Genomic DNA, 12,760 nt, shown 5'->3' on the forward strand with positions numbered 1-12,760 from the left:
ACATGGCAGAAAAGACCGGTATTGAGTGGACCGAGGCGACCTGGAACCCGACGACGGGCTGCGACCGCGTGTCCCCGGGTTGCGACAACTGCTACGCGCTCACGCTTGCCAAACGGCTGAAGGCCATGGGGGCTGACAAGTACCAGGCGGATGGCGACCCTCGAACCTCGGGCCCAGGTTTTGGCCTCACGCTCCATGAGCCGGCCCTAGCGCAGCCGTACCGTTGGAGTGGTCACAGAACCGTGTTCGTTAACTCGATGAGTGACCTCTTCCACGCCCGCGTGCCGCTCGACTTCGTGAAGCGGGTGTTCGAGGTCATAGCCAACACGCCCCAACACACCTATCAGGTGCTGACGAAGCGCTCGTCCCGGCTGCCCCGGATCGCCGCGAAGCTCGACTGGCCGGAGAACCTGTGGATGGGGGTCAGCATCGAGAATGAGGATCATCTCTACCGGGTGGCTGACCTGCGCTCAGTGCCAGCGGCCGTGCGTTTCCTCTCATGCGAACCACTATTGGGCCCACTGTCATCCTTGGACCTGGAGGGCATCCACTGGGTGATCACGGGCGGCGAGTCTGGGCCCAAGGCCCGGCCGCTAGACCCTGCGTGGGTTCGCGAGATTCGTGACAATTGCGCGGCACACGATGTGCCGTTCTTTCACAAGCAGTGGGGCGGGCGCACACCCAAGGCCGGCGGCCGCGAACTCGATGGTCGCGTGTGGAGTGAAATGCCGTTCCGCGTTGCAAGCTAGCCCGGCGTTACGGGCGAGCTCCGGCCAGCTCCGCTACGAGCCCTACTCCTCGCCCCAAGCTCGCCTGCGCCTCATGGCATCCCGGTTAGTTCATGGAGAGCGCGGTCGATCGTGAGAATTGCTTCAAGTGCGGCATCTGGACGCGCCTCCTCGCCATGAATAGCCGAGTTCGCCACCTGTAGCGCATGCCGAAGCGGCCCTTGACTGCCGGCTGGCAGCAGCCCGATCCGCGTCGCCAGTGACAACATGCTGCCCGCGCCGCCGCGGCCGAGGACGATTCCCGCCTCGCTGAGACGGGACGCGAGCGCCATCTCAAGCGCTCGACGCATCCTCGCCAGCGCATTCCAGGTCTCCCCGCCCGCGAGAGCATGGACCGCAGCCGTGCCGTCGGCGGTATGCAACCCGTCCAAGACGCGCACGACCGACTCACTGTCCGAACCTGTGTCTTGAGGCTCCCCGGGGCTCTGCGACGTGCGCGCAGAGTCAATCGGTACGGCCTCTGTGCCGACGTACGCGCGGATGGCGTTGAAGGTCCGGCGAAACTCGTCACGCATCTGCGGGTCCCGCACATAGCTCGGCAAGGGAGTCTTCCCTAGCCCGCCAACCAGTGTCTCCCCGAGTTGCGCGAGCGTCGGGTTGGACAGCTGGTCCTGGACGCGGACTCGCTTCAACCGGCGCAGCTGCTCCCTCGATTCGACGGCCGAAGCCGCCCGCGACACACCGGCGGTGACGAGGGTGGAGAGCGCCAGGACGCTCGAAAGTGCGGCAATCAGTATGTCGCTCACGACTGGCCCTCAGCCCGATAGCGGCGAATAAACGTGCGCACTTCAACTAATTCCGAGAGGAGTGCCTGCGCAGCTACAAACTCGGCATGCAAGCGCCGAGCAATCCCGAATAGGACACCGCCAGCAAGAACCAGAACGCCGGCGGCCACCCACGCAATGACCAGCCATGGCCAGTTCGTGTTCTCGATCGGCTGTGTCTGGAGGATGGGCAACACTGTCGCCAGGATGGCCGCCGACCCCGCGCCCGCTGTCGCTTTTGCCGCGGTCGATGCGTGCTGGTACTTCCACTCGTAAATTGCCGTAAGGAGGGCGTGCGGATCGTCGGACTCAATCGTCGCGAGGTCGATCAGATCCGAAACGTGCACGGCTCGCCCGACGACGCCAGCAGACCACGCCCTAAGTGTCATGCGCTGACTGTATCGGCTGCCCTACTTGCCAGCGCGCAGTACCGGCGCGGCGAGAGCGATGACTACGGATCGCCTCTTCACGACAACTGCCCAAACGGCCAATGTCTCCCCGATGCCGTGCATGTGTGTTTTATGAAGGACAGAAGGTCGGCTGCAGCCCAGCGCCATGCCCACATGCCATCGGGTAAGCACGGCACCCGAACGGGCTACACGTACTGGGGTTGCCGATGCGATCGGTGCACCGCGGCCGACCGTGCGTACCGTCCGCCCCGCAAGCCCGCCAACCGCACCGTGCCTGATGACAGGCACGGCACCGTCGGCGGTTACCGCTATTGGAAGTGCCGCTGCCAACCGTGCAGCAGCGCGTGGTCTGCCCGCTCGCAGGCTCGACGGGCCGCGCGGCGCGGTCCCCTTGTCGATGGACCAACGGTGATCCGGCGCTACCGATACCGGGTTGAGGCTGGCCCCGCCGCAGAGCAGGCGCTGAACCGAATCTTCGGCGGCTGCCGCCACGTGCACAACGCCTACATCGCTGCCGCTCGCGAGGCGTATGCATCGGGCAGCCCGCACCCTTCTGAGTCGGAGGCCTCCAAACTGCTCATCACGCAAGGGCGCGCAAATCCCGATACGGCCTGGCTCAAGGAGCTCCCAACCATCGCGCTTCGGGGCGCGCTTCGGGATGCCGCACAGGCCTACGAGAACTTCTTCGCCAGCCATGCCGGCACGCGCAAGGGGGCGAAGATGGGGCACCCCCGCTTCAAGCGGCGGCACGCCCGGCAAGCAGCCCGGTTCTACGAGGCGGGGTTCAGCATCCGCGGCGGATGGCAGAACACCCAACGCGGCGGCGGCCGCCTATACCTCGCCAAGGTCGGCTTGGTGTCGGTGAACTGGGACCGCCCACTCCCTTCAAGCCCGTCCAGCGTCACCGTCATCAAAGAGGCTGACGGCACGTGGTGGGCATCGTTCGTCGTAACCGTGCCCGTCTCGGAGCCGGCGCCCCCTGCGCACCCCGACAGGGCGGCTGGCATCGACCTTGGTTTGAAGGACCTCGTCACCGTGGCCTACAGCGACGGCACGCGCGAGAAGGTCGCCGCCCCGAAGTACTACCGCACGGCCGAGCGCAAGCTCGGTCGCGCCCAGAAGAAGCTTGCCCGCGCCCGGCGCGGGAGCAAGAACCGGGAGAAGCTGCGCACCCACGTTGCCCGCATCCACTCCCGCACCGCGAACCTGCGACGCGACTTCGCCCGCCAACTCGTCGCCAGGCTGATCCGTGAGAACCAAACGATCGCCCTGGAGACACTGAACATCACGGGCATGGTCCGCAGCAGGTACGCCAAGTCCATTCACGATGCCGGCTGGGGCCTGCTCGTCCGCGAGCTCGAGACCCACGCCGCCCTACACGGTCGCACCGTGGTGCGCGCCGACAGGTTCTTCGCCTCGACGCGCACCTGCGCGATCTGCGAGACCAAGTCAGGTCCCACCACGCCGGACGTGCGCGAGTGGACGTGCACATGCGGAGCCACGCTGGACCGCGACTACAACGCAGCCACGAACCTCATGGTTCGTGCCCTCGCCCCAGGAAAGGCGGAGAGGCTAAACGCCTGTGGACGAGACATCAGACTCCGGCTCGCCGGAGCAGTCTCGGATGAAGCAGGAACCCACCGGAACGAGGTCGCCGCGTGAGCAGCCACCTCGTAGACGGAGCGCCCGCAACCGCGGGCGTGGATACTGTTCGTCTGCGCTCAGGGGATCCCGGGAGGATTTCCGCAGGGACGCGAGAGGATCGACGCGAATCGGCCCTCGAAACGCCCGCGGAATCACGCGGATCTCAGAGAACCGCGAACAGCCGTCCACCACCTCATCACCGCGTTCCGGCACGGGTCGTCTCGGAGGTCGGCGCATGCACGCGAACCGACGCCCAGACGCGGCGTCTCTCCTCTCCGGGCGCACGCGAGACGTCAGCGGCCCGAGCGCCCCCGCATGTACTCGTTCAGGCCGCTCGCGAAGACGCCGGCACCGAGACAGCCCGTCAGGATCCACCAGCTGCCCCACCAGCCCGCGAGACCGAGGGCGAGGGACACGACGACGGCGAACAGCCCGATGGCCAGCGACGCACCCGCGCTCGCTCGTCTCACCGATCACTCCCCGGCCAGGGCGGCGAGCACCTCGGCGGCGCTGCGCTCCTCGCGCAGCTCGCCGACACCGAGCCCCGCGTTGATCGACATGCCCCGGGGGTCGTCGGCCGCGTTCGCCGCCGCGAGCTCCCGGCCGGCGACCTCGCTGTCGAACTCCTCCGACCACCGGCGGGTGAAGTCGTTCGCCAGCACGCGCTCCGGGATGTCGGCCGGCCAGGCGTAGCCTGCCGCCCGGTCGAACACCGAGGTCAGCACGGTGTCCTCCGGGCCCGCTTCGATCAGCGCACGGCGCTGCGCGGGTGACGACAGCGCCTCGCGGCACGCGGTGAACGCCGTGCCCACCCAGGCGCCGCTGGCGCCGCGCTCCCGCACGCGCCGCACGTCGGCGGCGGTCGCGATCGCGCCGGCGGCAAGCACCGGGCGGGCGGTCGCAGCGAGCACCGCGTCGAGCAGCTCGTCTCGATCGACCAGATGGCGACCGTGCCCGCCGGCCTCTCGCCCGCGCGCCACGATCACGTCGGCGCCGGCGGCGTGCGCGCGCGCGGCGCCCTCCGCATCGAAGATCTGCGCCGCCGTCAGGACGCCGCGCTCATGCGCGCGGGCGATCCACCCGAAGTCGTCTCCGAAGCTCACCGACAGCAGCACCGGCTTCGCGTCGAGCGCCAGGTCGAGCAGTCCCGGCTCGCGCCGCACCACCCAGTCGACCAGGCCGATCCCCACCCGCACGCCGTTCGGCACGAGGGGCAGCTGTCGCTGCAGCGAGGCGACGCTGCCCGAGCTGCCCATGCCGATCATGCCGAGGCCCCCGGCGCCTGAGACCGCGGCCGCAAGCGCGCCGCCCGCCACACCGCCCATCGGCGCGTTCAGGATGGGGATGCGGACGTCGAACGGAAGCGCGCGGGAGGTCACCATGAGGCGATCCTCTCAAGCCGTCCGCCGATACGCTCGTGCCATGCCCTCCGACGCGCGCGACGACGAGGTCGATCTGCTGATCGACGCGTGGTCGCGGCGCCTCCCGGACGTGGATCTCACTCCCCTCGACGTGATGTCACGGCTGCGCCGCGCGGCCAACCGCCTGTCGCGGCTGCGGGCAGAGGCGTTCCGGGAGGCGGGGCTCGCGGCATGGGAGTTCGATGTGCTCGCGGCGCTGCGCCGTGAGGAGCCGCCGCACGAGCTCACGCCGATGCAGCTCGTGTCGGCGACCATGATCAGCAGCGCCGCCGTGACCCACCGCATCGACAACCTCGTCGCCCGCGGCCTGGTCGAGCGCCTGCCGAACCCCCGCGATGGGCGGGGCGTGCTCGTGCGCCTGCGCGCCGAGGGGGCGACGCTGGCCGATGCGGCGATGACCGCCCTCGTGCGACGCGAGGCCGACGCGCTGCGGCGCCTCGGCAGAGCCGACCAGGACGCCCTCGCACGTACGCTGCGACTGCTCACCGAGCCGGAGTGACCCCGCGGGATGCCCCGCCCGCCCCTCCGCGGCTCAGGCGTTGCCGGTGACGAGGCGCGCGACCGCGGCGGCGTCATCCGGCGCCTCGGTGCCGCGCCACGCGATGTGCAGGTCGGGGCGCACCAGCAGCAGACCCTCGCCGTAGACGGCGACGGCGTCGTCGCTGTCGGGCTGGATCACGCGGAACGGCGCGCCGATCCCCGCGAACGCCTCTGCGAGGCCGGCGGCATCGACCGCGCGCCCCGTGGTGTCGATCAGCGCGTACTCCCAGCCGATCTCGTCCTGCAGCGCACGGCCGTCGCGCAGCCACACGTTGGGCAGGCGCGCGCCCACCTCGGTCGACGGCACGTACTCGAACACGACCTCCTGATCGGCCGACTCCGGCGTGACGTCGTAGGCGAGCGTCGGCGACCCCTGGTAGCGGTAGCCGAGCTCGATGCCGTACAGATCGTTGCTCCACCGCTGCTCGCGCTCGGCCACCTCGATGAGGTCGGCGCGGGACTTCTCGCCGGCCGCGGTGTCGTCGGCGATCTCGGGGCGCCACATGGCGCGCCACGCGCGGCGCCCCATGGCGGCGCGCCGTGAGGCCGCGATGTTGCGACGGCCGGTCGGGCGGCGCTCCGCCTCGTACGAGTCGAGCAGCGCGTCGCCGCCCCATCCGTTCAGCACGGCGGCGAGCTTCCAGCCGAGGTCGACGGCGTCGCCCGCGCCGGTGTTCATGCCGAGCCCGCCCGTGGGGATGACCAGGTGCGCCGCATCGCCGGCGATGAACACGCGTCCGTCCCGATAGCGATCGGCCAGCATCAGGCGCTGGCGCCAGCCGCCGACGTAGAGGGTCTCGTACTCGATCGGGAAGCCGATGATCTTCTCGAACAGCGGCGCCATCTCGTCGTCGCTCGCGACCGTCGCGTGCAGCGAGAAGTGCTTCTTGTCGTCCTGCACGATCAGGAACGAGTTCTTGTCGTCGGCGATGTGGTAGTGCCGGCCCTTGCCGATCGGGATGCGGTCGAGCAGGTCCTCGCTGTAGAACAGCGCCTGGCGCATCTCGAGCAGCGAGTCGCCCTCGAGCCGGAAGCCCAGCTTGTCGCGCACGGTCGACGAACCGCCATCGCAGCCCACGAGGTAATCGGCCTCGATCTCGTACGCGACGCCGGACGCGTCACGCAGCGCGACCGTCGCACCCGCGTCGTCCTGTCGGAAGTCGGTCACCTCTCGGTCGAACTCGATCGAGACGTTCGGATGACGCAGAGCCATGTCGCGCAGCAGCGGCTCCAGCGTGTACTGCGAGATGAGCTGATACGGCACCGCCGCCGTGCTGGCGTCGCGCGTCGCGCGGTACTGCGCGGTGAGCTCGTTCACGGAGTCGTACTTGTGCACGACGAGCGGCGGGCGAGCGACGTCCTCCAGGCAGATGAACACGTCCATCGGCATGTCGGTGTCGAGACCGGCGGCGCGGATCTCTCCCTCCACGCCGAGCCGGCGGAAGTTCTCCATGGTGCGAGCGTTGCAGCGCTCCATCTTCGGGAGCTTGCCGAACCCCGGCCGCTTGTCGAAAAGGCGCACATCGATCCCCGCCTGCCCCAGACTGAGGGCGAGCGTCAGGCCGACGGGGCCGGCACCGGCGATGACGACCTGGGTACGGGGGAGCTGCTGGATGCTCGTCATGAATGTTCTCGCTTCGTCGGGGGAACTTGAGCGTCATCGCGGACGTTTATCGCCCTGTGATAACGTTCTTTCAGATTTCGAGAGGAACATAGCATGGGCAGAGACGGTCGCGACACGAACGCGGACGAGGAGCGCCGCGCACCGGGGTCCAGCAGCGCCCGCAAGGTGCTCCAGCTGCTGTTCGCGTTCGATGAGAACCGCACGTCGGCCACGGTCGCCGAGCTCGCCGCGCTGGGCGAGATCCCCCTGCCCACGGCGTACCGCCACGTGGCACTGCTGAAGGACCTGGGCCTGCTCGAAGAAGGGCGGGGCGGCCAGTACCGCCCCACGATGAAGGTGCTGCCGCTCGCTCAGGCCGCGCGCCTGTCGAACTCGCTGGCAGACCTCGCCCGGCCGCTAATCGCCGAGGCGTCCGCAGCCTTCGACGAGACGGTCATGCTCAAGCGCTACACCGGCGACGGCGTCATCTGCGTAGAGGTCAAGGAGACCGACCAGGCCATGCGCTTCACGTTCCAGCGCGGCCGCGTGACGCCGCTGGGCCGCGGCGGGTCGGGCAAGATGGCGCTCGCCATGCTGCCGGCCGAGACCCGTCGGCTATGGCTGCGGTCGCACGGTGACGCGGCGCTCGAGGCCGAGTGCGCGCTCATCGCCGAACGCGGCTACGCCATCAGCGAGAGCGAGATCGACCGGGGCGTCTGGGCCTGCAGCGTGCCCGCCACCACCGACTCGACCCGTCCGATAGTGCTCACGGTGGCGGGCCCCGACGTGCGCTTCGACGAGGCGACCCGCGCCGCCGCACCGCAGCTGCTCAAGCGGTACGCGGATCGCATCGCGGCGCTCGTGGCGGCGTACGACATCTGACCCCGGCTTGACAATCGGCTCCCAGGGCTGTCACGGTGATGGCGCACCTCAAGAACTGATTATCGGATAGTGATAATCATCGATCCGCCTACCGCAATGACGCGAAAGGGACGCCATGTCGCGCACCACCTACTTCCGTGCCACAGCCGCCGCCGCAGCAGCGCTCTTCACGATCGGAGGCCTGGCCGGATGCGCCGCCTCCGAGCAGTCCGCCGGGTCGCCGGAGGGCGACTTCGAGATCATCTACACGGCGGGCGCCAAGCTCGTCACCGACTGGGACGTGTACGTCGCCGAGGATCAGGGCTTCTTCGAGGACCACGGCGTCCACGTCGAGAACGTTTCCACGGACACCGCCGAGGGGGCCACTCAGCTCCTGGTCACCGGAGAGGCGCACATCGGGCGCGGTCTGCCGCCCATGATCCAGGCCACCGTCAAGAGCAACGGCGGCGTGAAGCTGCTCGACGTCGCCGACACGCTCATCCACCCGCCGTTCTTCATGAGCGTGCGCGAGGGCATCTCGAGCCTGGATGACCTGGTCGGCAAGAACATCGGCACCTCGTCGCACACCGACTCCACGACCGTCGTCACCCACGGGCTGCTCGACCGTGCGGGCATCGACGCCGCGGACGTCGAGATCGTCACCGCCGGCGGCACGGCCTCGCGGTTCGCGGGCCTCGAGAGCGGCGCGCTCGACGCGTCGGCGCTGCTGCCTCCGATCAACTACACGGCCGAGGAGAACGGCTTCGCCTCGCTGGGCTACCTGCCCGACCTGGCCGAGGACGGCTTCCCGTTCGCCTTCGCGGGCGTCATCGTCAACCCCGACTGGGCCGAGGCCAACCGCGAAGCGCTCGTCGCGTACCTGAAGGCCCGCGGCGACGCGCTCGAGTTCCTCGCCGACCCCGCCAACCGCGACGAGGCCATCCGGATCCTCGCCGAGGCCACCGACACCGAGGTCGAGATCGCGGAGCGCACCTATGACGATCTGCACATCGGCACCGACAAGTCGGCGTTCAACTCGCAGATCGGCGTTCACCCCGAGGCGTCCGAGGGCGTGCTGATCGGGCTGCAGAAGGCCGGCCTCGCCCCCGAGGACCTGACGATCGACGGCCTCGTCGACGACAGCTACGCCGCCGAAGCGCGCGGCTGAGTCGCCCCCGACACGAAACGGAGTCCGGTATGACCCTGACCCAGGCATTGCCCCGTATCCGACCACGTCGCAAGGGCCTCGGCGCCGCGCGCAGCACCGTCCTCGGGGTCGGCTCGATCGTCGTCGTGCTGATCCTGTGGGAGCTGGCCGGTCGATTCTGGGCCAACCCCCTGTTCCTGCCGCCGCTGTCGGCGATCTGGACGCGGTTCCTCGAGTTCGCCGCCGGCGGCCAGCTCGCGACCGACATCGCCGCATCCGCCCAGTCGTACCTCGGAGGTCTCGCCTTCGCGATCCTCATCGGCGGATCGGTCGGCATCGCCATGGCCTCCTCGAAGACCATCCGCGACGTGCTGAACCCGTGGGTGTCCGTGCTCAACGCCACGCCCACCATTGCGCTCGCGCCGATCTTCATCCTGATCTTCGGGCTCGGCATCGAGTCGAAGGTGGCCGTGTGCACGCTCGTGATGATCTTCCCGATCCTCGTCAACACATACACGGGCTTCGCCAACACCGACGAGAACCTCGTCGAGACGATCCGCGCCTTCGGCGCCTCGCACGTGCAGAGCTACCTCAAGGTGAAGCTGCCCATGGCGCTCCCCTACCTGTTCGCCGCACTGCGGCTCGCGGCGGCGCACGGTCTCGTGGGAGTCGTGGTCTCGGAGCTGTTCGGCGCCAAGGCCGGCGTCGGCCTGCTGATCCTGAACTCGGCGCACACCTTCGACAGCCGCGGACTCTTCGCGGGCATCCTGATGCTCGCCATCGCGGGCGTCGTCATCACGTACACCCTCATCGCCCTCGAGCGGCGGCTGTTCCGCTGGCGCCGCTCGGAGAACGGAGAATGACATGAGCTCTGCGACCACCACCTCCGTCTCGGGCGACATCGCGATCGACAAGGTCAGCAAGGTCTTCCGCGCCGACACGTCCGACCCGGTCGTCGCGCTCGACGGCATCGATCTGCACATCCGAGAGGGCGAGTTCGTCAGCATCGTCGGCGCGTCCGGATCGGGCAAGAGCACGCTGCTGCGCATCGTCGACGGCCTCACCGCCCCGACCGAGGGCACCGTGAAGATCGGCGGCCAGCAGATCACCAAGCCGGGGCAGGACCGCGGCTTCGTCTTCCAGCAGGATCGCCTCTTCCCCTGGCGCACCATCATCGACAACGTCGTGCTCGGTCTCGAGCTGCGCGGCATGAAGCGGCGCGAGGCGCGGCCGCGCGCCCAGGAGCTGCTCGGCATCATGGGGCTGGCGAAGTTCGCTCACAGCTACCCCAGCGAGCTCTCGGGCGGCATGCGCCAGCGCGCGAACCTCGCCCGCGCCTACGCGATCGAGCCGCAGATCCTGATCATGGACGAGCCGTATGCGGCGCTCGACGGGCAGACGCGCGAGATGATGCAGCAGTTCCTGCTCGAGACGTGGGACCGCCACCGCCGCACGGTGCTGTTCGTCACGCACCAGATCGATGAGGCGGTCTATCTCTCCGACCGCGTGGTGGTGTTCACGTCCCGGCCGGGCCGTGTCAAGGAGACGATCGACATCGATCTGCCCCGCCCCCGCACGCTGAGCGTGAAGCGCACGCCCGAGTTCGGGCGCCTGGTCGACCGCATCTGGTCGTCGATCGAAGAGGAAGTCAAGGCGTCGATGTCGCTGGAGATGGAGATGGGTCGCTGATGCTCACACACCAAGAAGGACGCGCGCTCGTCGCGGAGGCCGGACGGATCCTCAGCGGCCTGGGCCTGATCGACTACCTCGGCCACGCGAGCCTGCGGGTCGAGGGCGGCGCGATCATCAAGCCGAAGCACTCGCCCACCATCCGTGACGCGTCGCGGCTCGGCCCCGAGCACATGGTGCACGTCGACCTCGACGGCCAGCTGCTCGAAGGACAGGATCCGCCGCCCTCGGAGGTCTTCATCCACACCGAGATCTACCGCGCGCGGCCCGACGTGGGCGCCGTCGTCCACACGCACCAGAAGGCGGCGACGATGCTCGGCGTGCTGGATGCGCCGATCCTGCCGATCCTGCACATCCCCGCCTCGTACGTGGAGCGCGTGGAGATGTGGCCGCACGCCCACCTCGTGGCGGACCGTGAGCTGGGCAGCGATCTCGCCCGCGCCCTCGGCGACGCATCGTTCTGCCACCTGCAGGGGCACGGGATCGTGTCGGTCGCGCCGACGCTGCAGGAGGCGGTCGTGGGCGCCGTGATGGTCGAGGAGCTGGCGGTCGCCAACCTCGAGGCCCTGCGCGCGGGGCTCGCACCGCGCGTGATCCCCGACGACGAGCTGGCCGATCTGCGCCGCCTGCGCGGGGGCATCGAGGGCCGCTGGCAGTACCTGCGAGAGCAGTTCGGATGACCGCGGGATCCCCCGTCCCGCACCTCACCAATCAAGGAGTACGCATGACAGAGTTCGACCCCCAGGCGCCGTTGACCACCGGCGGTCAGCACGGCTACCTGCGCATCGCCACCGAGGAGGCGTGGGCGACGCAGGAGCTCATGGACGAGTGGCGCCGCATGATCGAGGCGGGCGAGGGCGGCACGGGCTTCCACAGCCTGATCGGCCACTACGTCACGAGCGACTCGGACCGTGCCCGGTTCGTGCGCGAGCACCTCGTCGACAGCGGCGAGCGGCGCATCGCGCACATGGACGCCGCCGGCGTCGACCACGCGATCCTCGCTCTGACCTCCCCCGGCACGCAGGCGTTCGGAGCGGATGTCGGCACCCGCATCGCCCGCAATGCCAACGACGAGCTGGCCGAGGCGATCAAGAAGCACCCCACGCGCTTCTCGGGCCTGGCCGCCGTGTCGTTCGAGGACGTGCCCGCCGCCGTGGCCGAGCTCGAGCGCGCCGTCAACGAGCTGGGTCTGAAGGGCCTGATCGTCAACTCGCACATCCGCGGCCGCTACCTCTCCGAGCAGGAGTTCTGGCCGATCCTCGAGGCCGTCGAGGCGCTGGACGTGCCGCTGTACCTGCACCCGAACACGCCGAACGACTCGATGATCGGCACGCTGTACGAGGCGGGCCTGGACGGGTCGGTGTTCGGCTTCCAGGTCGAGACGTCGATGCACGCGCTGAAGATGATCACCTCCGGCGTGTTCGACCGCTTCCCCAAGCTGCGCATGGTGCTGGGTCACATGGGCGAGGCGCTGCCGTTCTGGCTCTACCGCCTCGACTACATGCACGGCGGCATGGTCAAGGCCGGCCGCTACCCCGCGATCAAGCCCCTGCAGCGCACGATCAGCGAGTACGTGCGCGAGAACATCTGGATCACCACCAGCGGCATGCCCGCCCCGGAGCCGATCCTGTTCAGCCGCAAGGTGCTCGGCGACGATCGCGTCATGTACGCCATGGACTACCCGTACAACTACGAGCCCGACGAGGTGCGCATGCAGGACGCGCTGCCGCTGTCGCTGCCGGAGAAGAAGGCCTTCTTCCAGGACATCGCGCTCGACGTGTTCGACCTCGACGAGAACGTCATCCGCGGCGCCTGAGCGTCATCGGCGCCTGAGCGTCATCCGGAAGAGCCGGCTGGATCGAGGATTCCAGCCGGCTCTTTCGCGTGCACGCC

At 68.9% G+C, this 12,760-nt stretch carries 14 protein-coding genes; 9 read left to right on the plus strand and 5 right to left on the minus strand.

Features of this window, described 5'->3' with window-relative positions; translation table 11 throughout:
- The first annotated feature begins 2 nt into the window (after nucleotides 1-2).
- Nucleotides 3-749 carry a DUF5131 family protein gene (locus tag ABTW64_RS09120; RefSeq protein ID WP_350621509.1) on the plus strand — a complete coding sequence of 249 codons (747 nt, stop codon included), beginning with the start codon at nucleotides 3-5 and terminating at the stop codon, nucleotides 747-749.
- Between the two features lie 71 nt (nucleotides 750-820).
- Here the strand turns inward: ABTW64_RS09120 and ABTW64_RS09125 are convergent, their stop codons facing one another.
- Together ABTW64_RS09125 and ABTW64_RS09130 are read right to left on the minus strand one after the other, a co-directional pair.
- Nucleotides 821-1,534, minus strand: coding sequence for a type 1 glutamine amidotransferase family protein (locus ABTW64_RS09125; protein ID WP_350621510.1), 714 nt, complete (start codon nucleotides 1,532-1,534; stop codon nucleotides 821-823).
- Complete coding sequence (locus ABTW64_RS09130; RefSeq protein ID WP_350621512.1) at nucleotides 1,531-1,941, minus strand: hypothetical protein; 411 nt, start codon at nucleotides 1,939-1,941, stop codon at nucleotides 1,531-1,533. Before ABTW64_RS09130 ends, ABTW64_RS09125 begins: the two co-directional genes overlap by 4 nt.
- A 429-nt stretch (nucleotides 1,942-2,370) precedes the next feature.
- Here ABTW64_RS09130 and ABTW64_RS09135 point away from each other — a divergent pair, with 429 nt between their 5' ends.
- Nucleotides 2,371-3,624: an RNA-guided endonuclease InsQ/TnpB family protein gene (locus ABTW64_RS09135; RefSeq protein WP_350621514.1), complete on the plus strand. Its 1,254-nt coding sequence runs from the start codon at nucleotides 2,371-2,373 to the stop codon at nucleotides 3,622-3,624.
- A gap of 275 nt (nucleotides 3,625-3,899) precedes the next feature.
- On the opposite strand, the gene ABTW64_RS09140 is transcribed toward ABTW64_RS09135, so the two are convergent.
- A complete protein-coding gene (locus tag ABTW64_RS09140) occupies nucleotides 3,900-4,076 on the minus strand; it encodes a hypothetical protein (protein WP_350621516.1) in 177 nt (58 codons plus the stop codon).
- Between the two features lie 3 nt (nucleotides 4,077-4,079).
- A complete protein-coding gene (locus ABTW64_RS09145) occupies nucleotides 4,080-4,988 on the minus strand; it encodes an NAD(P)H-dependent flavin oxidoreductase (protein WP_350621517.1) in 909 nt (302 codons plus the stop codon).
- 40 nt (nucleotides 4,989-5,028) lie between these two features.
- On the opposite strand from ABTW64_RS09145, the gene ABTW64_RS09150 reads away from it, so the two are divergent.
- Nucleotides 5,029-5,526 carry a MarR family winged helix-turn-helix transcriptional regulator gene (locus ABTW64_RS09150; protein ID WP_350621519.1) on the plus strand — a complete coding sequence of 166 codons (498 nt, stop codon included), beginning with the start codon at nucleotides 5,029-5,031 and terminating at the stop codon, nucleotides 5,524-5,526.
- Nucleotides 5,527-5,559: 33 nt separating this feature from the next.
- Here ABTW64_RS09150 and ABTW64_RS09155 read toward each other — a convergent pair whose 3' ends face one another.
- On the minus strand, nucleotides 5,560-7,191 hold the full coding sequence (locus ABTW64_RS09155) for an FAD-dependent monooxygenase (RefSeq protein WP_350621521.1): 1,632 nt from the start codon (nucleotides 7,189-7,191) through the stop codon (nucleotides 5,560-5,562).
- 93 nt (nucleotides 7,192-7,284) lie between these two features.
- Between ABTW64_RS09155 and ABTW64_RS09160 the strand changes: the two genes are divergently transcribed.
- From ABTW64_RS09160 to ABTW64_RS09185, 6 genes are all read left to right on the plus strand, one after another.
- Nucleotides 7,285-8,052 carry an IclR family transcriptional regulator gene (locus ABTW64_RS09160; RefSeq protein ID WP_350621523.1) on the plus strand — a complete coding sequence of 256 codons (768 nt, stop codon included), beginning with the start codon at nucleotides 7,285-7,287 and terminating at the stop codon, nucleotides 8,050-8,052.
- Nucleotides 8,053-8,167: 115 nt separating this feature from the next.
- On the plus strand, nucleotides 8,168-9,199 hold the full coding sequence (locus ABTW64_RS09165) for an ABC transporter substrate-binding protein (protein WP_350621526.1): 1,032 nt from the start codon (nucleotides 8,168-8,170) through the stop codon (nucleotides 9,197-9,199).
- Nucleotides 9,200-9,228: 29 nt separating this feature from the next.
- Nucleotides 9,229-10,041, plus strand: a complete 813-nt coding sequence (locus ABTW64_RS09170) for an ABC transporter permease (RefSeq protein ID WP_350621528.1) — start codon at nucleotides 9,229-9,231, stop codon at nucleotides 10,039-10,041.
- A gap of 1 nt (nucleotide 10,042) precedes the next feature.
- A complete protein-coding gene (locus tag ABTW64_RS09175; RefSeq protein WP_350621530.1) occupies nucleotides 10,043-10,867 on the plus strand; it encodes an ABC transporter ATP-binding protein in 825 nt (274 codons plus the stop codon).
- Nucleotides 10,867-11,547 carry a class II aldolase/adducin family protein gene (locus ABTW64_RS09180; RefSeq protein WP_350621532.1) on the plus strand — a complete coding sequence of 227 codons (681 nt, stop codon included), beginning with the start codon at nucleotides 10,867-10,869 and terminating at the stop codon, nucleotides 11,545-11,547. Before ABTW64_RS09175 ends, ABTW64_RS09180 begins: the two co-directional genes overlap by 1 nt.
- Before the next feature lie 44 nt (nucleotides 11,548-11,591).
- Entirely contained in the window at nucleotides 11,592-12,683 is a 1,092-nt protein-coding gene (locus tag ABTW64_RS09185) for an amidohydrolase family protein (RefSeq protein WP_350621535.1), read from the plus strand.
- Nucleotides 12,684-12,760: the final 77 nt, after the last annotated feature.

The organism is Microbacterium sp. NPDC096154, assembly GCF_040302945.1.
Lineage (GTDB): Bacteria > Actinomycetota > Actinomycetes > Actinomycetales > Microbacteriaceae > Microbacterium.